The sequence below is a fragment of the Kitasatospora sp. NPDC043949 genome (genome assembly GCF_056435365.1).
The window spans coordinates 154,610-176,447 of the sequence record NZ_JBWKEQ010000003.1 but is presented as its reverse complement, the minus strand read 5'-3'; the positions used below and the strand labels follow the sequence as shown (position 1 = coordinate 176,447).

The following is a 21,838-nucleotide window of genomic DNA, read 5'->3' as shown; positions in this document are numbered from 1 at the left end:
ATCAGGCTCAGCCCTGCAGCGGCCCGAGGTTCAGCTTGTCGCCGTCCTGGGTGACGGTGTACTTCGGCAGCGGCTTGACCGCCGGCCCGTTGACCACCGCGCCGGTCGCGGCGTCGAACCGGGAACCGTGGCAGGGGCAGTACAGCTGGCCGTTCTTCGGGGCGTCGACCGCGCAGCCGGAGTGGGTGCACACCGCGGACAGGCCGCAGTACTGGCCCGCCTTGGGCTGCACGATGTAGACGGCGTCCCCGGTGGCCGGGTCCTTGACCTGGGCCGAGCCGCCGACCGGCACGCTCGCGGCGGCCACCGAGGGGGCCGGTCCGGACTGCGCCGGGGTGGTGGCCGGGGCCGCGGACTGCTTGGGCGCGGAGTGCTTGGCCCGGCCGAAGGTCCGGGTGAGCGAGCCGGTGAGCAGCCCGGCGCCGCCGATCGCGACGGCGGCGATCCCGCCGTCCACCAGCGCCCGGCGCCTGACGCGGTCCTCGCCCAGCCCGCGCACCCGCTCCCGGCCGGCCCGCCGGGCGAGGTAGCCGTCCACCGACAGGTCCGGGGTGCCGGCCAGCAGCAGCGGCGTCCAGGCCATCAGGTAGCCGAGGTCGTTGCCCAGGTAGTAGGGCGAGACGCTCCAGCTGATGGACAGCCAGAGGCTGAGGTTGATCAGCGCGCCGCCGAGCGCCGCGACCCGGCCCCAGAGGCCGAGCAGGGTGCCGAGGCCGACCGCCAGCTCACCGAAGGCGACGGCGAGCGCGAACAGGGTGGGCGCGTCCAGGGCGGCGCCGAGCAGGAAGGAGATCGGGCTGCCGCCCCTGGCCGCCTGGGTCTGCGAGACGAACGACGCCGGGTCGGCCGCCCCGGCCAGGTAGTGCGCGTCGGACAGTTTATCGAGGGCGGCGTACACGAAGGTGACGCCGAGGAAGAGCCGCAGCGGCAGCAGCGCGTACCGGGACGCGGACGCCCGCCACTGCGCCGCCCGGTCGGCCGGCCCGGCCGCTCCCCCGTCGCCCGCTTCCCCGTCACCCGCCACGGAGTTGCCAGCCTCCGACATCGCTCACACCTTCCCTCGCGGCCCGCCACTCCCTGACAGGTCCGGTCCGCATTCTGCCCGCTCCCGATCGCTTTCGGTGGGAGGTCCCCACCCCGGCGGCGACCGCCCCACCGCGAACGGCCGCGCCGTCGTTCCCTGGTACGGGAACGACGGCACGGCCGTTCAGCAGCGGCTCAGCGGCCGGCGGGAGTGCTCACTCCCACTCGATGGTGCCCGGCGGCTTGCTGGTGACGTCGACGACGACTCGGTTCACGTCGCGGACCTCGTTGGTGATCCGGGTGGAGATCTTGGCCAGCACGTCGTACGGCAGGCGCGACCAGTCGGCGGTCATGGCGTCCTCGGACGAGACCGGGCGCAGCACGATCGGGTGACCGTAGGTGCGGCCGTCGCCCTGCACGCCCACGCTGCGCACGTCGGCGAGCAGCACGACCGGGCACTGCCAGATCTCGCGGTCCAGGCCGGCCGCGGTCAGCTCCTCGCGGGCGATCGCGTCGGCGTCGCGGAGCAGGTCCAGCCGCTCCTGGGTGACCTCGCCGACGATCCGGATGCCCAGGCCCGGGCCCGGGAACGGCTGGCGCTGGACGATCTCCTCCGGCAGGCCCAGCTCCTGGCCGACCATCCGGACCTCGTCCTTGAACAGCTTGCGCAGCGGCTCGACCAGCTGGAACTGGAGGTCCTCGGGCAGGCCGCCGACGTTGTGGTGGGACTTGATGTTGGCGGTGCCGGTGCCGCCGCCGGACTCCACCACGTCCGGGTACAGGGTGCCCTGGACCAGGAAGTCGACCGACTCGCCGTGCTCGCCGGCCTCGGCGACGATCTCGGCCTGGGCCTGCTCGAAGACCCGGATGAACTCCCGGCCGATGATCTTGCGCTTCTCCTCGGGGTCGGTGACCCCCTTCAGCGCGTTCAGGAAGCGCTCCGCGGCGTCGACCACCTTCAGCTGCACGCCGGTGGCCGCCACGAAGTCCTTCTCGACCTGCTCGGTCTCGCCCTTGCGCATCAGGCCGTGGTCGACGTACACGCAGGTCAGCTTGGAGCCGATGGCCTTGTTGACCAGGGCCGCCGCGACCGCGGAGTCCACGCCGCCGGAGAGGCCGCAGATCGCGCGCTTCTCGCCGACCTGGGCGCGGATCAGCGCGACCTGCTCCTCGACCACGCTGCCGGTGGTCCAGGTCGGGGCGATGCCGGCGCCGCGGTAGAGGAAGTGCTCCAGGATCTGCTGGCCGTGGTCGGAGTGCAGCACCTCGGGGTGGTACTGGACGCCGTAGAGGCGGGCCTCGTCGTTCTCGAAGGCCGCGACCGGGACCACCGCGGTGGACGCGGTGACGGTGAAGCCCTCCGGGGCGGCGGAGCAGGCGTCGCCGTGCGACATCCACACCGAGTGCTCCGCCGGAACGCCCTCGAACAGGGTGGAGCCGGTGCGGCTGACGGTCAGCGGGGTGCGGCCGTACTCGCGGGCGCCGGTGTTGTCGACCGTGCCGCCGAGGATCTTGGCCATCAGCTGGAAGCCGTAGCACATGCCGAAGACCGGGACCCCGGCCTCGAAGATCGCGCGGTCGAGCTGCGGCGCGCCCTCTTCGTAGACCGACGACGGACCGCCGGAGAGGATGATCGCCTTGGGGTTCTTGGCGAGCATCTCGGCGACCGGCATGCTGCTCGGCACGATCTCGCTGTAGACCCGCGCCTCACGCACCCGACGGGCGATGAGCTGGGCGTACTGGGCGCCGAAGTCGACCACCAGGACGGTGTCGTTGTCCGGCGCGGACTGGACGGGAATTGCAGAGGACACAGACGGCCTTCCGGCAGCGGTACGAGAGGTGTCACACCGAACCGCTTCCCCGGCGGGGGCCGCGGCGGCGACGGGTGGGGGTGTCTGGACACCGATTCTACCGGGCTGTCCGGTTTCACTCGTCTGCCCGTCCAAACGACCGTGACCGGGCGGGGCCGCCTTTCGTTGCTTCAGACGACCGTACGACCGCGCCGCGCCCGCCAGACGCGCCGCCTTCGCCCCGGCCAGGGGCGCCGCCGTACGGACTGCAGGACCACGCGTGGAGCTTCATCCCAGTCCACCGGCGCATGTGGCACCGCCGCCCCGGCCCCGCCGGGAGCGCGGTGCCGTGGGACCGTGCGCGGGTGCCGCGGCCGGACAGCAGGGGACAGCGACCCCGGCCGCGACTGGACCGAGAGGTGGGACGGCCGGTCCCCGGGGACGCCCGGGCCGGTCGTCGCACCCCCCGCCGCGAGCCGGGCACACCCGGGCGCACACCCTTCCCCGTCCCGCGCCGCTACGCGCGTCCCCGTGCGCTGCAGCCACCCACACCACTACGCACCGTGATCATCGACGCCTCGCGTCGGCACCTGCCCGCAACCGCCCGACGGGGCGGGGCGAGGCCCGCACCCGTGCCCGGGCCACACCAGGGAGTCGGCACCCGCACCAAATGCGCTGGGCCGAACTGTGCCGAATCGGTTGCAGAGCAAGCCCTTCGTCCAGCACGATGCTGCGTGGAAGCGGTTCTCCCGGCGGCCGGCAGGCTCACCGCGGAGACCCCGACCGCTGCCGCCGCACTGGGCGACAGCCCCGTACGTCACCTCACGCTCCGTGAGCGAAGGCCCGGCGCAGACCTGCGCGCCGACCCGCCGCACCGCGAGCGTGCGCGCCCCGCGCCACCGGCCACCCACGCCGGCCCGCGACGGCGCGACCCCTGAGCCGACCGACCCGACGGCGCCCCTCCCCCGGCGCCGTCACCCCCAGCACCGGCGCAGCCCTGACGCCGCGTGCTGAGCGACAAAGGGCCCCGTTCCCCCGCGGGGCCCTTTGCCCTGTCCGGGCCGCTCCGCCCACGGACGCTCCGCTCAGGGCTGCTCCGCTCGCGGCTGCCCGGCTCAGGGCTGCTTGCGCCAGACGCTCGGATCGACCGGCTCCTCGGCCGGCGAGCCGGGCGGCGGCACCAGCGGCGCGTCGTCCGAGCCGACCACGTCGCCCACCGCCGCCCCGGAGGCGTACGGCTGCGGCTCAGGCCCGGCCTCGTACGGCGCCCCCGGCGACGGCACCGCGCCGTACGGGGGCGCGCCGTACGGGGGCGCGCCGTACGGGGGCGCGCCGTAGGCGTCCTCGCGGGCCACCGCGCCCCGGCCGCGGACGGCCGCCAGCAGCGGCGGCACCAGCAGCGCGCCGATCGCCGCCCAGACCAGGTTGGCCACCAGCACGCTGGCGAAGCCCAGGCTGATCGAGGTCTCCCGGGACAGCACCGTCTGGTTCGCGAAGGTGTTCCACCCCGGGGTCGCCGAGGACGTCGAGGTCGTCATCAGCGCACCGCCCACCGCCATCAGCGCGGTGAGCGCCACGGCGTGGACGGCCGCCAGCCGGAGCCGGTCGGCCGCGTCCAGCCGCCGCCGGTACGCCGACCAGCCGAGGACGCCCGCCGTGGCGAGGGCCAGCAGGCCGGTCCAGCGCCAGTCGGCGGTCTGGTCGTGCAGGTCGAAGAAGGAGACCTCCATGCTGTCGGGGGTGTCCTGCCAGTCGCCGCCGATCGCGGCCGCCGCGTCGCTCGCCCCGCCGCTCGCCCCGCCGCTCGCCCCGCTGAACGCCTGCAAAGTCGCCCCCGAGCCCAGGCCGAGCAGGCCCAGGCCGAGGTTGGGCAGGAAGGCCGCCGAGACCGGTGTCTGCCAGCCCTCCTCGCTGTTGACCGCGACCAGCACGAAACCCGTCACCGAGGCCAGGCCCAGCGACAGTGCCAGCGCCCGGCCGCCCGTGAGCGCGGCGACCGCCCAGCCGCGCACCGCCCGGCTGCGCCAGGCGGCCCAGCGCAGCGCGTCGGTGCCGTGGACGGCGAAGGCCGTCAGCGCGGCGAGCAGGGCGGTCCAGCCGGTCGCCTCCAGCCAGCCGGAGTCCACGGTGTACGTCACCCCGAGGGCGCGGCCGACGAGGCCGGTGCGCTGCGGCTGCCAGGACGTCCCGCCGGCCAGCCCGAGCAGCGCGGTCACCGCCGCCAGGACCACCGCGGTACGCAGCGCCTCGCCCACGGCCTGGGCCCGGGTCAGCTGGAGGCCGGCGGCCCGGCGGCGGCGCGCCCCGGTCCGCAGGCCGAGCCAGAGCGCCAGCGCCCACAGCACGGTGACCGTCAGCGGCACCGCCCGGAACAGCGCGTCCATGCCCTCCGCGTCGCCGCGCCGCAACGCGCTGGTGTACCCGAGCTTGAACGGCGCGCCGAGCGCGCTCAGCGCCATCGACAGGGCGGCGCCGAAGCGCTCGCCGAACCCGGGCGCCCGGACCAGGTAGGCGTACTGGTAGTCGCTCGGGATCGCCACGATCAGCGCCGCCAGCAGCAGCACGGCGGTCGGGGCGGCGGCGACCAGGAGCGCCGGGCGCCAGTCCGCGCCGAGCAGCTGGCTCAGCACGGTCGGCCGCCCGGCCCGCGGGTCGTACGGCTGCCCGGCGCCCCAACTGCCCAGCGTGGGCGGCCCGGCGGGCTGCGGGTGGCCCGGGCCGTAGCCGGGCGGCGGGCCGTAGCCGGGCGGCGGAGGCGGCGGCGGGTACCCGGGAGCGGCGGACGGCGGACCGTACGCCGGCGGGGGCGGTACGGCAGGCGGTACGGGAGGCGGTACGGCCGGCGGTACGGCCGGCGGAACGACGGGAGGTACCGCGGGCATGGCGGCCGTCGGCGGGGGCGGCGTCAGCGGCCGCCCGCACGAGACGCACGCGGACGCCCCTTCCACCGATGCCGCGCCGCACGATGCGCAGATGGCCATGGACCGGTTTCCCCCCGCTCGACGAGTTCCTGGTCCCCCAGAAAGCCCGTTTATCCCATCGGATCCGAACGAATGTCAACCGGGTACCGAGCCGGGCGGGTTGGCCCGTCGAGGCCTGCTCAGCCGCGCTTCTTCGGGACCTCCGGGACGGGCAGCAGCGGCAGTCGGAGCGCGCCGAACGCGTCCTCCGGGACGGCCGGCCGGGCCGGCGCCACCGGGGCGACCCGCCGGTAGGCCTCGCCCTGGGCCGGGCGGCGGTCCGCCTCGCCCTTGTTGGGCCACATCGACATGGCGCGCTCGGCCTGCGCGGTGATGGTCAGCGAGGGGTTCACCCCGAGGTTGGCGGAGACGGCCGCGCCGTCGACCACGCTGATCCCGGGGTGGCCGTACAGCCGGTGGTAGGGGTCGACCACGCCGGTCTCGGGGGCGTCGCCGATCGGGCAGCCGCCGAGGAAGTGGGCGGTCATCGGGATGTCGAAGATCTCGCCGGCGCTGCTGCCCGCGAAGCCGTTGATCTGCTCGGCCAGCGCCTGGGCGCCCTGTTCGGCGGCCGGGATCCAGGTCGGGTTGGGGGCGCCGTGGCCCTGGGCGGAGGTGAGCCGGCTCTTGCCGAGCAGGTCCTTCTTCAGCGAGACGGTGATCGAGTTGTCCAGCGACTGCATCACCAGGCCGATGATCGTCTTCTCGGACCAGCGGTGCTGGTTCATCGAGCGGGCGAAGGTCACCGGGTGGCGCACCGACCCGCCCAGGTAGCGCAGCCAGCGCGGGGCCCGTCCGCCGCCCTTGACCTGGGCTATCGACAGCGCGCCCATCGCGTTGGAGCCCTTGCCGTAGCGGACCGGCTCGATGTGGGTGCTGGCGTCCGGGTGGATCGAGGAGGTGATCGCCACGCCCTTGGTGAAGTCCACCCGGCTGCCGTAGCGCCGGTCGGTGGTCTGCGCGCCCACCAGCGCCTCGGAGTTGGTGCGGGTCAGCTCGCCGAGCCGGGCGGAGATCCGGGGCAGGTGCCCCCCGTCACGCATCCGGTGCAGCAGCGACTGGGTGCCGTACGTCCCGGCCGCGACCACCACCCGGGCGGCGGTGATGGTCCGCGCGCCCGCCTTCACCCGGTCGGTGCGGGAGCGGGAGTCGGTCCGGCGCACGTCCACCGCGTAGCCGTGGCTCCCGTCGGCTCCGGGGAGCTCCCGGATCCGGGCCACCGTGGTGAGCGGGTGGATCTCGGCGCCGCCCCGCTCGGCCAGGTGCAGGTAGTTCTCGGTGAGCATGTTCTTGGCCCCGTGCCGGCAGCCCGTCATGCACTCGCCGCACTCCACGCAGGCCTTGCGGGCCGGCCCGGCACCGCCGAAGTACGGGTCGGCGACCTCGTCCCCGGGCGCCGCCTTGGCCCTGCCGCCGGCGTCCCGGCCGTCCCCGAAGAAGACCCCGACCGGCGCCATGTGGAAGGTGTCGCCCACCCCCATCTGCTCGGCGGCGGCCTTGAGGTGCACGTCGGAGGGGGTGACGGTCGGGTTGAGCCGGACCCCGAGCATCCGCTGCGCCTGGTCGTAGAACGGCGCCAACTCCTCCTGCCAGTCGGTGATGTGGCGCCACTGGCGGTCCTCGAAGAAGGCCTTCGGCGGCACGTACAGGGTGTTGGCGTAGTTCAGCGAGCCGCCGCCGACCCCGGCGCCGGCCAGGATCAGCACGTTGGCCAGCAGGTGGATCCGCTGGATGCCGTAGAGGCCGAGCTTCGGCGCCCACAGGTAGTTCGGCAGGTCCCAGGAGTTCCTGGGCAGTTCGTCCCGCTCGAAGCGCCGACCGGCCTCCAGGACGGCGACCCGGTAGCCCTTCTCGGTCAGCCTCAGCGCGGCGACCGAACCACCGAAGCCGGAGCCGACCACGACCACGTCGTAGTCGAACTCCGCCGCACCGCCGGACTCCACCATCTGCCACTGCTCCTTCGGGACACGAACCTGACTACGGGACGGGCGGACCTGACTGCGAGACGGGCGAACCTGACTGCGGGACGGAACCTGGCTGCGGGACGGTCGGATCGGACCACCGGCCGGGCCGACTCCGACCCACGGGGACGAACCGCCGGCCCGGGACGGCTACTTGAACCTTCGGCCCGGGACGGCTACTTGAACCTTCGGCCCGGGACGGCTACTTGAACCGCAGCGCCTTCAGCACCCGCAGCCCGCCGGTCATCACCGCGGCGAACTGCCGGTCGTCCAGCCCGAACGAGGGCGCGATCGGCATCAGCCGCTGGGTCGCGACGGTCTGTGCCTCGGTGAAGCGCAGGATGCCCTCGGCGCCGTGGCGGCGGCCGAGCCCGGAGTCGCCCATGCCGCCCATCGGCGAGCCGATCGAGCCGTACGCGGCCGCGTAGGCCTCGTTGACGTTGACCGTGCCGGTGCGCAGCCGGGCCCCGACCGCCCGGCCGCGCCGGGTGTCCCTGGTCCAGACGCTGGAGTTCAGGCCGTACGGCGTGGAGTTCGCGGCGGCCACCGCCTCGTCGTCGGTGTCGAAGCGGTAGACGGAGACGACCGGGCCGAAGGTCTCCTCGCCGCAGACCGCCATGTCCGGGGTGACCCCGTCGAGGATGGTCGGCTCGAAGAAGTACGGGCCGAGGTCGGGCCGGGCCCGGCCGCCGGCCAGCACGGTGGCGCCCGCCTTGACCGCCTCCTCCACGTGTCGGGTGGTGGTCTCCAGCTGGCGGACGGAGACCAGCGAGCCCATGTCGGCGCCGTAGGCCAGGCCGCCGCCGAGGCGCAGCGCCCGGGTGCGGGCGGCGAAGCGCTCCAGGAAGTCGTCGGCCACCGAGCGGTGCACCAGCAGCCGCTCGATCGAGATGCACAGCTGCCCGGCGGAGGAGAAGCAGGCCCGCACGGCGCCCGCGGCGGCCCGGTCGAGGTCGGCGTCGGAGAGGACCAGCATGGCGTTCTTGCCGCCGAGTTCGAGCGAGGCGCCGACCAGCCGGGCGGCGGCGCGCTGGGCGACCTCCCGGCCGGTGCGGGTGGAGCCGGTGAACGAGACGTAGTCGGCGTGCTCCACCACGGCGGGACCGATCACCGGGCCGTCGCCGATCACGACCTGCCACAGGTCGGCCGGCAGCCCGGCCTCGATCAGCAGCTCGCGGGCCCACAGCGCGGTCAGCGCGGTCTGCGTGTCCGGCTTGTTGACCACGGCGTTGCCTGCCGCGAAGGCGGGCAGGACGTCGCCGACGGACAGCTCCAGCGGGTAGTTCCAGGGCGAGATGTGGCCGACCACGCCCTTGGGCCGGCGGGCCTCGACCGCGTGGGTGAGCACCGGCAGCGCCCCGCCGCGCCGCTTGTCCCGGAGGTAGCCGTGCGCGGCCCGCCCGTAGTGCCGGGCGGCCATGGCGACGGCCAGCACCTCCTCGAAGGCGTGCAGCCGGGCCTTGCCGGTCTCGGCCTGGACGAGGTCCAGCACCTCGTCCTGCCGCTTGAGCAGCAGGTCGTGGAAGCGCAGCAGGACGGCCGCCCGGCGGCGCACCGGCAGCGCGGCCCAGGCCGTCTGGGCGCGGCGGGCCAGTTCGAAGGCGACCTCGACGTCGGCCGGGGTGGACCGCGGCAGGCTCGCCAGCCGCTCGCCGGTCAGCGGGGCGACGGTCTCCACCAGGCTGGGCTCGCCGGTGGCGGTGACGCCGGCGGCCAGCCGGGCGACCAGGGACGGCGGGACGGCCGCCGCGACGGTCCGGCCCCCGCCGGGGGCGGGCGGGTTCCCGGTCGCGGGGTGTTCGGTGGCCGCTGCGCCTGCTGTGAGGTCCGACATACGGCGCAGCCTAGGCGCTCGGCGGCCGGTCCGGTACCCGTCGGTAACAAGAATCTGCCGCGGCCGGGTGGAGCGGGCTCCCCCCGGTCAGCGGGTCGGCGCGAAGTAGTGCAGCACCGCGTTGAAGCGCTGCTCCGCCTCGTTCCACTCGTTGCCCCGGTCCGGGCTGGACGAGTAGATCGCGTAGCTGGTGCCGTCGTCGTCGATGAACTCGGCCTCGACCGCCCGGCGCCGGCCGCCCTCCTTGGCGAGGTAGCTGAACTCCCAGACGGCCGCCTCGTGGCCGTTCACCGCGACGCCGGTCATCTTGTGCTGCTTGTACTCCTTCAGGTTCTTGGAGACGGTGGCCTCCATCTGCCGCAGGTGGTCCAGCGGCTTGACCGACTGGCCGACGGTGACCGCGAACTGCAGGTAGTGCACCTTGTTGTCGGGGCTGTAGTAGACCTGGTTGTCGGGTGTGGCACTGCGCTGCCAGGCCGGGCTGACCGAGGGCAGCGGGAAGCGGAAGCCGGCCGGGTCGTCGACCCAGTGGTAGCCGTTGGGCGCCGCCGGCCCCGGGCTGGCGCCACTGGTGGGGTCCGGGTTGACGGAGGCGGTCGGGACGGGCTCGTCGGCCGTGGAGGCGGCGACGTGCCCGGTGGTGGTGTTCCGGGTGGCGAGGAAGGTCGCGCCGGCCGCCAGCAGGCCGACGGCCACCGCGATCACGACGATCTTCAGGGTGCTGCGGCGCTTGGCCGGCCCGCGCGCGGGCGTGACGGGGTGCGCCACCGGCGCGACCGCTGCGGTGAGCGCCGCCGCCCCGTCGGCCGCGCCCCCGGTGGTGTCCGGAACGGCCCCCGAGCGCACCCCGGTCGGCTCCTCGGCCTCCTCCACCGTCGTCCCCGGCGCGGCCTCCTCCGCGTGGTCCTCCGCCGCCGCCGGGCGCTCGCTGCGGTCCACCACGGGCACCGACTGGGTGGGCGCGCGCAGCGGCGCGACCGACTTCAGGCCGATCGTGTGCCCGGCCTTCACCTCGGCCAGCATCCGGGCGGCCTCGTCCGCGTTCGGCCGCTCGGCCGGGTCCTTGGCCATCAGCGCGGCCAGCACCGGGCCCAGCGGCCCGGCCCGGAGCGGCTCCGGCAGCGGCTCACCCACCACGGCGGCCAGTGTGGTGATCGGCGAGGTCCGGCGGAACGGCGACTGGCCCTCCACCGCGGCGTACAGCGTCGCCCCGAGGCCCCACAGGTCGGAGGCCGGCCCGGGCCGCTCGCCCTGGGCGAGCTCCGGCGCCAGGTAGTCCGGCGAGCCGACCAGATCGCCCGGCCGGGTCAACTCGGCCGAGCCCTCGTACGTCGCGATGCCGAAGTCCAGCAGCACCACCCGCCCGGTACCGCGCTCCAGCAGCACGTTGGCCGGCTTCACGTCGCGGTGCAGGACGCCGAGCTGGTGGCCGCGGTGCAGTGCGGCGAGCACCTGGCTGCCGACCTCGGCGACGGCGCGCGGCTGCAGGGTGCCGTCCTGGCTGATCACGTCGGCCAGCGAGCGGCCGTCCACCAGCTCCATGACGATCCACGGCCGGCCGTCCTGCTCCAGCACGTCGTGCACCGTGATCACGCCGGGGTGCTTGATCCGGGCGGCCGCGCTGGCCTCCCGCTTCATCCGGGCGTGCAGGATCTGCAGCTCGTCCTCAGGCAGGTGGTTGACGGTCAGTTCCTTGACCGCGACCTCGCGGTTCAGCATCCGGTCCCAGGCCCGCCAGACGGTCCCCATCCCGCCGCGGCCGAGCCGGTCGCCCAGCTCGTACCGCCCGGCCAGCAGCCGCTCCGTCTCGGCCGTCTCCGGCCGGTCCTGCACGCCCATCGGCGACCACTCCCCCTCACATCCGTCTGCCGTCACAGCGACGGAGGGCCTGGTGCAGACCACTGTTCGAACAAATCCCACGCACACATTAGGCGCACCTTGCCAGCCCCGGTAATCACGCTCACCCGTCGGACCGACGGCCCGGGACACTCCGGGGCCGTCAGCCTGCGAACAGCACCACCGCGGTCACTCCCAGCACCAGCAGCAGGAACACGCCCCCGACCAGCAGCGGGCCGAGCAGCGCCGGAGGTATCCGCGGCGGCCGCACCTCGTCCGGCCGCCCGGCGCCCGCCCCGGCGCCCACCCCGACGTTCGTACCCACGACGACCTCCGGCCGCCCCCGTCCACCACCCCGCCCGCGCCGACGCCGCACCAGCGGGGCCTCCGGTCTCAGCACCAGCGCCCGCGCCGCCCACTCCTCGTCGACCGGCTCCGGCGCGCCCGCGAGCAGCGCCGCCAGCTCCCAGCGGGCCTCCTCGGCGGTCGGCCGCAGCGAGGGGTCGGGCTGCAGCAGCCGCTCGACCAGCGGCGCCAGCGGCCCGCAGGCCGCGGCGGGCTCCCGCCGCCCGTCCCGGACCGCCGACACCAGCTCCGGCACGCCGCCGTCCGGGAACGGCGAGCGGCCGGTGACCAGCCGCTGCACCAGCACCCCGAGCGCCCAGCAGTCGCCCGCCGGGCCGCCGTCCAGCGGCCAGCGCTCCGCCACCGGGCCGACCAGGGTGGCCCGCACGTCGTACCGGCGGCGCCCCCCCGGGCCGCCGAGGTCCTCGGCCAGCGCCTCCTGCGCCACCCCGGACAGCAGCCCGCCGAGCATCGCCGCGCCGTCCTCGCAGACCAGCACGGACTCGGGGGTCAGGTTCCCGTGGACGAGTCCGTCCTCGTGCAGCGCCCGCAGCGCACCGGCCAGGTCCGCCGCCAGCTCGGCCGCCCGGTAGGGCGGCACCGGTCCGGCCGCCACCAGGTCCGCCAGCGTCATGGCGCCCGGCCGCTCCTCCACCGTCCACAGCAGTTCGCCCTCGACGAAGGCACCGAGCCCGCGCAGCAGCCGGGGGTGCCCGGTCGGCGCGGACGAGCCGACCGCCGCCACCCGGCGGACCAGCCGGTCGGCGTGCGCGGGCACCTCGCCGTCCAGGTCCTGACCGGTGGTCAGCAGCGCGGGCAGCTCCAGGGCGCGCAGCAGCACGGACTCCCCGGTGCGGTCGTCCACCGCCAGGGCCCGCAGGAGTTCGGGACGGTCCGTCAGCCGGTACCGTCCCGCCAGCAATTGCCCCGGGCCGCCTCGCATGCCAGTTCCTCTCGCTCACCGAGCAGCCTACTGAGCGGCTCCTTTACGCTCGGTCCCATGGACTGGACCGATCTGATCGACACCGCCTTCAAGGTGGCGGGAAACAACAGCCAAGCCCATCAGGCCGAGGCCGTGCGCACCGTGGAGGCGGCCGTCATCGACGGCGAGAATCCGGTCGCCTCGACGGCCGGGCGCCATCCCGACCACTTCCGCAAGGGCGTGCTCGTCCTCACGACCCACCGACTGCTCTTTCTCAAGGACGGTAAACCGCCGGTCCCGGTTCCGCTTACGGCGGTCACGGACGCGGCCGTGGCCAGGACCAAGCTCAACGGCGACGTGCTCACCGTCGTCGCGCTGACCGGCTCGCACCGGTTCGAGGACGTGGCCAAGGCCGACGTCTTCGCCGAGCAGCTCCGGGAGGCCGCCCGGCTCGCCCGCAAAGCCGCGTCGGCCGCCCGCCCGGCGGCCGACACCGCCCCCGCCGACCTCAGTGCGGGCGACCAACTCCTCGGCCAGCTGGAGCGGTTGGCCGCCCTGCACGCCTCCGGCGCGCTCACCGACGAGGAGTTCACCCGGGCCAAGGCCCGCCTGATCGGCTAGGCCCTGCCCGGCCGGGGCCATGGCCTACGGCGCGGGCTGGAAGCTGGCGAAGGCCGTGTCCCGGGCCTGGGAGTTGGCCGGGGCACCCCAGTCCGCGTCCGGGGTGATCCAGTAGATCGCGTAGCCGTACTTGGCCGGGTTCCCGGTGACGAAGCCCCGGTTGAGCGAGTGCGTGCGCGGCGTGCCGCTGATCCACTCCCAGTCGGCCGCGTTGCTCCACTGCCGGTAGTTGATCGCGGCCAGGTTGACCCGCTGGTAGTTGGTGACCTTCGAACGCAGGCCCGGCTCGGACTCCTGCCAGTCGGCGACGGCGCTGGGACCGGGGCTGGTGGTCCACTCGATGGTCAGGGTACTGCCGTTGCCCTTGAAGATCCGGCGGACGCCCTCCGAACCGGCCGGCTGGAGCCAGTCCGGCAGGACGACCGAGAAGCCGGTCGGGTCCTTGTACTCGTGGTAACCGGCCGGCACGGCGGTCCCCGGAGGGGTCGGGCTCTGCGCGGGGGTGGTGGCGGGCGAGCCGGCGGCCGGCGGGTTCGCCGCGGAGGGGCCGGGCGTGTCGGCCGGTTTGTCGGGGGCCGGCGTGTCGGTGGCCGGCTTCTCCGGGGCGGGCTTGTCGGTGCCCGGCTCCGGCTCCGCGGGCGGAACGGACGCGGCCGGGGTCCCGCTCGGCCCGGTCTCGGGGCCGGTCGAGACCGACGAGGTGGCGCCCGCACCGTTCGCCGACGAGTCGTCCCCGTTCCCGACGGCCTGGAGCACCGCGACCACCCCGGCGATCAGCAGCAAAACCAGCACCACGGTGACGACGGCCAGCCGCCGCCGTCCGTTGCGCGGGTCGGCACCGGCCGCCTGCGTGGCGCCCAGGGTCCACTCGCTGGTCACCGGCCGGATCGGCTCGGCCCCCGGAGCCGGACCCGACGCCGAGCCCGACGCCACCTCCGAGGACGGCGAAGCGGGCTCGGGCGCCGGCTCCACGACGGGCTCCGCCGCGGCGGCGGGCTCCTCGTCCTTGGCCCGGCTGCCCACCCGGACCGTCCCCAGCAGCCCGCCGATGGACCGCTTGCGGCCCTCCTCGGCCTCCGCCGGGGCCTCCTCCGGCTCCACCGCGGCGGTCGGCCGCTCGACCGGCAGCGCGTGCACGGTGGTCGACTCGGCCTTCGAGGTGGCCTCCGCGACGACCCGCTTCAGCATCGACCGGGTCTGCGAGGCGTCCAGCCGCTCGGCCGGGTCCTTGGCGAGCAGCCCCTCGATCACCGGCTGCAGCGCCCCGGCGTTCACCGGAGCGGTCAGCTCCTCCGTCATCACCGCCGTCAGGGTGGCCAGCGCCGAGCCCCGGTCGTACGGCGGCCGGCCCTCGACCATCGCGTACAGCGTGCCGCCCAGCGACCACAGGTCGGCCGGCGGCCCGGGCTTCTGCCCGCGGGCCCGTTCCGGGGATATGTACGAGGGCGCGCCGACCAGCATGCCGGTGGAGGTGACCGAGGCGTCGCCCTCCACGCTGGCGATGCCGAAGTCGGTGAGCACGACCCGGCCGTCGTCGCCGATCAGCACGTTGGACGGCTTGACGTCCCGGTGCAGGATGCCCAGCGCGTGCGCGGCGCTCAGCACGCCGAGCACGTCGAGCGCGATCTCGGCGGCCCGGGCGGGGGCCAGCGGCCCGTCCTCCCGGATGACGTCGGCCAGCGAGCGGGACTCGACCAGCTCCATGACGATCCACGGCCGGTCGTCCTCGTCGACCACGTCGAAGACGGTGACCGCCGAGTTGTGCCGGATCCGGGCGGTGGCCTTGGCCTCGCGCAGCGTCCGGACGATCAGCCGGTGCTTCTCCTCCTCCTCGACGCTGGCGTTCATCCGCAGTTCCTTGACCGCGACGGTCCGCCCCAGCATCTCGTCCTCGGCGCGCCAGACGGTGCCCATGCCGCCGCGCCCGAGCACGCCGTTCAGCCGGTAGCGGCCGGCCAGGAGGCGGCCGGTGGAACCCTGCGCCTGGGTCATTCGGAACGTTCCCCCATGTGCTGCTGGCGGTCGTGGTGACGGCGTGTCGGCCCGGCCTCAGGCCCGAACGCCCAAGTCTCCATCATCCCCTGTCCCCGGGGGCCGGGACCACCCGGCCCCCGCACCCGATCCGGGGCGTGCCGGATCGGGCTCGGCGCTCCGTGCCCGATCTGTGATCGAAAACTCGCCAAGATCTGGCCGGGGCGCTGCTACCGTTCGGCAGCTCATCGTCTTTCCGGGGGGATCCGACGCCCATGACCGCACCCGCACCGGGCGCTGACGGCCAGTCGGGCCGGCCGCGCACCGCCCAGCACTACTCGGTCACACCCACCCTGGATTCCCCCGAGGGCTACGTCGCGCCCGGTATGCCCGGTGTCCCGGTGGCCGGATACCTCCCCGCCGTCCGCTCCCACCGGACGGGCCCGCACCGCCGCACCGCCCTGGCGGTCGCCCTCGCCCTCCTCGCCATGCTGCTCGGCGGCCTGGCCTACGGCTGCGCGCCGGCCCGGGCCGCGGACAGCCTCGGCTGGCTGGCCATCGCCCTCGCCGCCCTGGTCGCCTTACCGCTCGGCCGACTCGGCGGCCGCAGCCGGGTGCTGCCGCTGCTCGGCGCGCTGCTCGCGGCCTGCGCGCTGCTGCTCGGCCAGCTGACCGGCCAGCTCCGCCGGGTGCACGCGGCCGGCCCCGGCCCGCGCGGCCTGCCGCACGACGCCCTGGCGCACTGGCGCGCCGAGCTGCGCGCGCTCGACCTCGCCTTCTACGGCATCGCCCTGGTCGGCGGCTTCCTCCTCACCCGCCGCACCGCCAACCGCGGCTGACTCCGATCCGGACAGCCCGAGGCCCCCGCCGGCCGAACCGACGGGGGCCTTCACCACGACGCGTCTCAGCGGTGGTTGAGCGCCGGGTTGACGGTCACCTCGACCCGCTGGAACTCCTTGAGCTCGGTGTAGCCGGTGGTGGCCATCGCGCGGCGCAGCGCGCCGAACAGGTTCATGGTGCCGTCGGGGGTGTGCGAGGGACCGGTCAGGATCTCCTCGGTGGTGCCGACCGTGCCGAGGTCCACCCGCTTGCCGCGCGGCAGCTCCTCGTGGACGGCCTCCATGCCCCAGTGGAAGCCCTTGCCGGGCGCGTCGGTGGCGCGGGCCAGCGCGGCACCGATCATCACCGCGTCGGCGCCGCAGGCGACGGCCTTCGGGATGTCGCCGCTGTAGCCGACGCCGCCGTCCGCGATCACGTGCACGTAGCGGCCGCCGGACTCGTCCATGTAGTCCCGGCGGGCGGCGGCCACGTCGGCGACGGCGGTGGCCATCGGCACCTGGATGCCGAGGACGCCCCGGGTGGTGTGGGCGGCGCCGCCGCCGAAGCCGACCAGCACGCCGGCCGCGCCGGTGCGCATCAGGTGCAGGGCCGCGGTGTACGTGGCGCAGCCGCCGACGATCACCGGGACGTCCAGCTCGTAGATGAACTGCTTGAGGTTGAGCGGCTCCGCGCCGCTGGACACGTGCTCGGCCGAGACGGTGGTGCCGCGGATGACGAAGACGTCGACGCCGGCGTCCACGACGGCCTTGGAGAACTCGGCGGTGCGCTGCGGCGAGAGCGCGGCGGCGGTGACCACACCGGAGTCGCGGACCTCCTGGATCCGCTGCTTGATCAGCTCGGCGCGGATCGGCGCGGCGTAGATCTCCTGGAGGCGGCGGGTCGCGGCGGCCTCGTCGGTGATCGTGGCGATCTCGTCGAGCAGCGGCTGCGGGTCCTCGTAGCGGGTCCAGAGGCCTTCCAGGTTCAGCACGCCGAGGCCGCCGAGGCGGCCGATGGCGATGGCCTGCTGCGGCGAGACCACGCTGTCCATCGGGGCGGCCAGGAACGGCAGCTCGAAGCGGTAGGCGTCGATCTGCCAGGCGATCGAGACCTCCTTCGGGTCCCGGGTACGGCGGCTGGGGACGACGGCGATGTCGTCGAAGGAGTACGCCCGTCGGCCGCGCTTGCCTCGCCCGATCTCGATCTCAGTCACTTCGAGCCCTTCTGGTTTGTTGCTCATGCCCGCCGGGTCACCCCGGCCGCCCCCAGTATCCCGCACCCCGGTTGCCTCGCGCGCTCGCCTCCGGGGCGCGGGGCCCACCCCGGCGGCCCGCCCCCGCTCCCGGGCGCGCCGAAGGGCCCGGCGCCGGGGTGCGGCGACGGGCCCTCGATGTCCGCGGACTCAGCGGTTGGAGTAGTTCGGCGCCTCGACGGTCATCTGGATGTCGTGCGGGTGGCTCTCCTTGAGGCCCGCCGAGGTGATCCGGACGAAGCGGCCCTTGCTCTCCATCTCGGCGATGGTGGCGGCGCCGACGTAGCCCATGGTCTGGCGCAGGCCGCCGACCAGCTGGTGCAGCACGGCCGACAGCGGGCCGCGGTAGGGCACCTGGCCCTCGATGCCCTCGGGGACGAGCTTGTCGTCCGAGGCCACCTCGGCCTGGAAGTAGCGGTCCTTGGAGTACGAGCGCCCCTGGCCGCGGGACTGCATCGCGCCCAGCGAGCCCATGCCGCGGTAGGACTTGAACTGCTTGCCGTTGATGAACATCAGCTCACCCGGGGACTCCTCGCAGCCGGCCAGCAGCGAGCCCAGCATCACGGTGTCGGCGCCGGCGGCCAGCGCCTTGCCGATGTCGCCGGAGTACTGGAGACCGCCGTCGCCGATGACCGGCACGCCGGCCGCCTGACAGGCCACCGCGGCCTCGTAGATGGCGGTGATCTGCGGGACGCCGATGCCGGCGACCACGCGGGTGGTGCAGATGGAGCCGGGGCCGACGCCGACCTTGACGCCGTCCACGCCGGCGTCGATCAGCGCCTGGGCGCCGTCACGGGTGGCCACGTTGCCGCCGACCACGTCGATCCCGACGGCCGACTTGATCTTGCCGATCCAGGCCAGCGCGTTGTGGCTGTGGCCGTGCGAGGTGTCCACGACCAGGAAGTCCGCACCGGCCTCGACCAGGGCCTGGGCCCGGTCGAACGCCTCGGCGCTGGCACCGACGGCGGCACCGACCAGCAGACGGCCCTCGGCGTCCTTGGCGGCGTTCGGGTACTGCTCGGCCTTGACGAAGTCCTTGACGGTGATCAGGCCCTTGATCCGGCCCTCGTCGTCGACCAGCGGCAGCTTCTCGATCTTGTGGCGGCGCAGCAGCGCCATCGCGTCCACCCCGGAGATGCCGACCTTGCCGGTGATCAGCGGCATCGGGGTCATGATCTCGCGGACCTGGCGGCTGCGGTCCGACTCGAAGGCCATGTCACGGTTGGTGACGATGCCGAGCAGCTTGCCGGCCTCGTCCGCGATCGGCACGCCGGAGATGCGGAACTTGGCGCACAGCGCGTCGGCCTCGGCCAGCGTGGTGTTCGGGCCGACCGTGATCGGGTCGGTGACCATGCCGGACTCGGAGCGCTTCACCAGGTCGACCTGGTTGGCCTGGTCCTCGACCGACAGGTTGCGGTGCAGCACGCCGACGCCGCCCTGGCGGGCCATCGAGATCGCCATCCGCGCCTCGGTGACCTTGTCCATCGCGGCGGAGAGCAGCGGGATGTTGACGCGCACGTTCCGGGAGACCCGCGAGGAGGTGTCGACCTGGTTCGGCAGCACCGCGGAGGCCCCGGGCAGCAGCAGGACGTCATCGAACGTGAGCCCGAGCATGGCGAACTTCTCGGGTACGCCTGCGGCGTTGTAAGACATTTGGGGGGTACCTTCCGTGGCCGGCCTATTCCGCTCACGCCCTGAGGGTGGGGCGCGTTCATCGCTCACTCGCAGCAGACCGCCGAAGCCGGGTGGTTTTGGAGGAACCTCCAGGGGAACCCCGCGCGCACCCGCGAAACTTTGGCAACCCGCCCAGGCGCCGATACCCCATGGTACTGGCACCGCGAATGTGTCCTCGTGTGCCCTTGACAACACCGGCCCCCCGTGGCTCATTCCGGCCGGTCAGGGCTTCAGGAGGACTCCTCCGCCAGCGCCCGCAGCCGGCTGAGCGCCCGGTGCTGCGCCACCCGGACGGCGCCCGGGGACATCCCCAGCACCTCGCCGGTCTCCTCCGCCGACAGCCCGGCGGCCACCCGCAGCAGCACCAGTTCGCGCTGACGGGCCGGCAGGTTGGAGAGCAGTTCCTTGGCCCAGGCCGCGTCGCTGCTCAGCAGCGCCTGCTCCTCCGGGCCGAGCGCCTCGTCCGGCACCTCCGGCAGGTCGTCCTGCGGAACGACCGTCGAGCCGGGCCCGCGCATCGCGGCCCGCTGCAGATCGGCGATCTTGTGCGCGGCGATGCCGTAGACGAAGGCCTCGAACGGCCGCCCCTGGTCCTTGTACCGGGGCAGCGCGCACAGCACCGCGACGCAGACCTCCTGCGCGACGTCGTCCACGTGGTGCCGGGCGCCGCCGGGCAGCCGGACCAGCCGGCCGCGGCAGTAGCGCAGCGCCAGCGGATGGACGTAGGCGAGCAGGGCGTCGATGGCCGGGCCCTCACCGCGGACGGCGGCCGCGACGAGCTCGCCCACCAGCGGGGAGCCGCCCGCGCCGAGCACCGGCGGTCGACCGGGGCCGGGCACCGCGCCGGGGCCGCCGGGGTCGGCGTACGACGGATCGCCACCCGGGCCGGAGGGCTCGGCCTCCACCGGGTCCGCCTGGCCGGCCGCACCGGCGACGTCGTCACGCATCGGTCCATGGTGCCTGGTCGAGCGGGAAAACGCGGCACCGCGTCCGGAGTTGTGCACCGGAACGTTATGCGCTGCGGCGCCGTACGGCGTGCCGCCGCGCACCACCGGCCCCTCCTGCACCGTGCCGCCTCCCGCCCCGCCGCCGTCGGTGGTCCCGTCCTTCGCGCCGTCCGCCGCATGTCCCGCGGCCGTGTGGTTCGCCGCAGTGCCTGTCCGCTGGTCCCCGAGGTGCTCCACTCCTCCATGGTGCAACCTCGGGACCGTAACGTCACACGCCCGGACGGCGTCCGTCCCGGGAACCGCCGGCGGCGCGCCGCAGCCGGCGGCGCCACCGGCGGTCAGCGGACCAGGCCCCAGCGGAAACCCAGCGCCACCGCGTGCGCGCGGTCGGAGGCCCCGAGCTTCTTGAACAGCCGTCGGGCGTGGGTCTTGACGGTGTCCTCGGACAGGAACAGCTCGCGGCCGATCTCGGCGTTGCTGCGGCCGTGGCTCATGCCCTCCAGCACCTGGATCTCACGCGCCGTCAACGTGGGCGCCGCGCCCATGTCGGGGCTGCGCAGCCGGCGCGGGGCGAGCCGCCAGGTCGGGTCGGCGAGGGCCTGGGTGACGGTGGCCCGCAGCTCGGCGCGCGAGGCGTCCTTGTGCAGGTACCCGCGGGCGCCCGCGGCCACCGCGAGCGCGACCCCGTCGAGGTCCTCGGCGACGGTGAGCATGATGATCCGCGCGCCCGGATCGGCGGACAGCAGCCGCCGGACCGTCTCGACCCCGCCGAGGCCGGGCATCCGGACGTCCATCAGAACGAGATCGGAGCGGTCGGCCACCCAGCGGCGGAGGACCTCCTCCCCGTTCGTCGCGGTGGTGACCCGGTCCACACCGGGTACGGTCGCGACCGCGCGGCGAAGCGCCTCGCGGGCGAGCGGGGAATCGTCGCAAACGAGAACGGAAGTCATGACCGTCGTCCTCCGCAGCTGATCCGCGTCACGTTGAGCCTCCTGGCTGGTACGAACCTCTCCGACACGGCCGATCGGCGACAGAGTCCGTGCTGATCGCCTCAAATTCCGCGCGATCGTTCCCGACGTCCGGCGCCCGCTAACCGCCTCCGCACTTCCAACGACCGTCACTCGAATGAGTTACGGCCTTCGGGGCCATCTCCACCACTGTACGTGGCCAACCCATTACCGATCAGCCGCATCGCGGTGCACACGCCGCACTTTTCCCCAGCTCGCGCGCGGTGGGCGCACGACCCGCACACCGGTGCGGAGTGTCGCGCGCCCGTCGGCCACCCGAATGCCACGCCCGCGCCCGCCGAACCCCTTGCCCACTTTGCCCGTTTTTATAGCTTTCGTATGGTCATTGACTGTTGTGCCACTCTGTGGGTGACTTGTCCATGGAGTTGCCGTAAGTCATATTTCCAGGTGTCCACACCAGTGCATCGACGCCCGCCGCGCCGCCCAGCAGCAGCCCGCTGAGCGCCGGCCCACGGCCGACGAGCCTCTGAAGGGAATGAGCCATGGCAGATTTCTCCCGCCTCCCAGGTCCCAACGCGGACCTCTGGGACTGGCAGCTCTCCGCAGCCTGCCGTGGCGTGGACAGTTCGCTCTTCTTCCACCCCGAGGGCGAACGCGGGGCCGCGCGGAGTTCGCGCGAGGCCAGTGCCAAGGAGGTCTGCATGCGCTGCCCGGTGATCACCGAGTGCGCGGCGCACGCGCTGGCGGTCCGCGAGCCGTACGGCGTCTGGGGCGGGATGACCGAGGACGAGCGCGAGGAGATGCTGGGGCGTTCGCGGCACCGGCTGGTGGAGGTCCCGCTGACCCCGCCGGCGATCGCCCGGCGCTAGCCCCGCCTCCACGGCGCGCCGTGAAGAAACGTTTCCTCTCGGCGTC

At 74.3% G+C, this 21,838-nt stretch carries 15 protein-coding genes; 3 read left to right on the top strand and 12 right to left on the bottom strand.

The features are described 5' to 3' along the window. Window positions 1-7: 7 nt before the first annotated feature. The 7 genes from AC07AL_RS04475 to AC07AL_RS04445 form a co-directional block, all read right to left on the bottom strand. Window positions 8-1,045, bottom strand: coding sequence for a Rieske 2Fe-2S domain-containing protein (locus AC07AL_RS04475; protein WP_478316796.1), 1,038 nt, complete (start codon window positions 1,043-1,045; stop codon window positions 8-10). A gap of 193 nt (window positions 1,046-1,238) precedes the next feature. Continuing rightward, window positions 1,239-2,834 carry a glutamine-hydrolyzing GMP synthase gene (gene guaA / locus AC07AL_RS04470; RefSeq protein WP_363580166.1) on the bottom strand — a complete coding sequence of 532 codons (1,596 nt, stop codon included), beginning with the start codon at window positions 2,832-2,834 and terminating at the stop codon, window positions 1,239-1,241. Window positions 2,835-3,928: 1,094 nt separating this feature from the next. After that, window positions 3,929-5,695 carry a hypothetical protein gene (locus tag AC07AL_RS04465; protein ID WP_478316793.1) on the bottom strand — a complete coding sequence of 589 codons (1,767 nt, stop codon included), beginning with the start codon at window positions 5,693-5,695 and terminating at the stop codon, window positions 3,929-3,931. A 218-nt stretch (window positions 5,696-5,913) separates the two neighbouring features. Continuing rightward, the gene (locus AC07AL_RS04460; protein ID WP_363630708.1) at window positions 5,914-7,719 is read right to left on the bottom strand and encodes a GMC family oxidoreductase; all 1,806 of its coding nucleotides are present in this window, start codon (window positions 7,717-7,719) and stop codon (window positions 5,914-5,916) included. Between the two features lie 217 nt (window positions 7,720-7,936). Beyond that, on the bottom strand, window positions 7,937-9,568 hold the full coding sequence (locus AC07AL_RS04455; protein WP_363580160.1) for a succinic semialdehyde dehydrogenase: 1,632 nt from the start codon (window positions 9,566-9,568) through the stop codon (window positions 7,937-7,939). A gap of 87 nt (window positions 9,569-9,655) precedes the next feature. Then, entirely contained in the window at window positions 9,656-11,407 is a 1,752-nt protein-coding gene (locus AC07AL_RS04450; protein WP_363580158.1) for a serine/threonine-protein kinase, read from the bottom strand. Between the two features lie 160 nt (window positions 11,408-11,567). Then, window positions 11,568-12,692, bottom strand: coding sequence for a protein kinase domain-containing protein (locus AC07AL_RS04445; RefSeq protein ID WP_363580156.1), 1,125 nt, complete (start codon window positions 12,690-12,692; stop codon window positions 11,568-11,570). A 57-nt stretch (window positions 12,693-12,749) separates the two neighbouring features. Here AC07AL_RS04445 and AC07AL_RS04440 point away from each other — a divergent pair, with 57 nt between their 5' ends. Then, on the top strand, window positions 12,750-13,292 hold the full coding sequence (locus tag AC07AL_RS04440; protein ID WP_363580154.1) for an SHOCT domain-containing protein: 543 nt from the start codon (window positions 12,750-12,752) through the stop codon (window positions 13,290-13,292). A gap of 24 nt (window positions 13,293-13,316) precedes the next feature. Here AC07AL_RS04440 and AC07AL_RS04435 read toward each other — a convergent pair whose 3' ends face one another. Next, the gene (locus AC07AL_RS04435) at window positions 13,317-15,284 is read right to left on the bottom strand and encodes a serine/threonine-protein kinase (protein WP_363580152.1); all 1,968 of its coding nucleotides are present in this window, start codon (window positions 15,282-15,284) and stop codon (window positions 13,317-13,319) included. 254 nt (window positions 15,285-15,538) lie between these two features. Between AC07AL_RS04435 and AC07AL_RS04430 the strand changes: the two genes are divergently transcribed. After that, window positions 15,539-16,102: a hypothetical protein gene (locus tag AC07AL_RS04430; protein WP_363580150.1), complete on the top strand. Its 564-nt coding sequence runs from the start codon at window positions 15,539-15,541 to the stop codon at window positions 16,100-16,102. A gap of 65 nt (window positions 16,103-16,167) precedes the next feature. On the opposite strand, the gene AC07AL_RS04425 is transcribed toward AC07AL_RS04430, so the two are convergent. From AC07AL_RS04425 to AC07AL_RS04410, 4 genes are all read right to left on the bottom strand, one after another. Next, complete coding sequence (locus AC07AL_RS04425; RefSeq protein ID WP_063348999.1) at window positions 16,168-17,295, bottom strand: GuaB3 family IMP dehydrogenase-related protein; 1,128 nt, start codon at window positions 17,293-17,295, stop codon at window positions 16,168-16,170. A 189-nt stretch (window positions 17,296-17,484) separates the two neighbouring features. Further along, complete coding sequence (gene guaB, locus AC07AL_RS04420; protein ID WP_063348998.1) at window positions 17,485-18,987, bottom strand: IMP dehydrogenase; 1,503 nt, start codon at window positions 18,985-18,987, stop codon at window positions 17,485-17,487. 251 nt (window positions 18,988-19,238) lie between these two features. Further along, window positions 19,239-19,955 (bottom strand): RNA polymerase sigma factor ShbA, encoded by a 717-nt coding sequence (gene shbA / locus AC07AL_RS04415; protein WP_079135824.1) that lies wholly within the window; start codon window positions 19,953-19,955, stop codon window positions 19,239-19,241. A 338-nt stretch (window positions 19,956-20,293) separates the two neighbouring features. Further along, window positions 20,294-20,905: a response regulator transcription factor gene (locus AC07AL_RS04410; RefSeq protein ID WP_014136228.1), complete on the bottom strand. Its 612-nt coding sequence runs from the start codon at window positions 20,903-20,905 to the stop codon at window positions 20,294-20,296. A 560-nt stretch (window positions 20,906-21,465) separates the two neighbouring features. Here AC07AL_RS04410 and AC07AL_RS04405 point away from each other — a divergent pair. Next, entirely contained in the window at window positions 21,466-21,792 is a 327-nt protein-coding gene (locus AC07AL_RS04405; protein ID WP_063348997.1) for a WhiB family transcriptional regulator, read from the top strand. The last annotated feature ends 46 nt before the right edge of the window (window positions 21,793-21,838 follow it).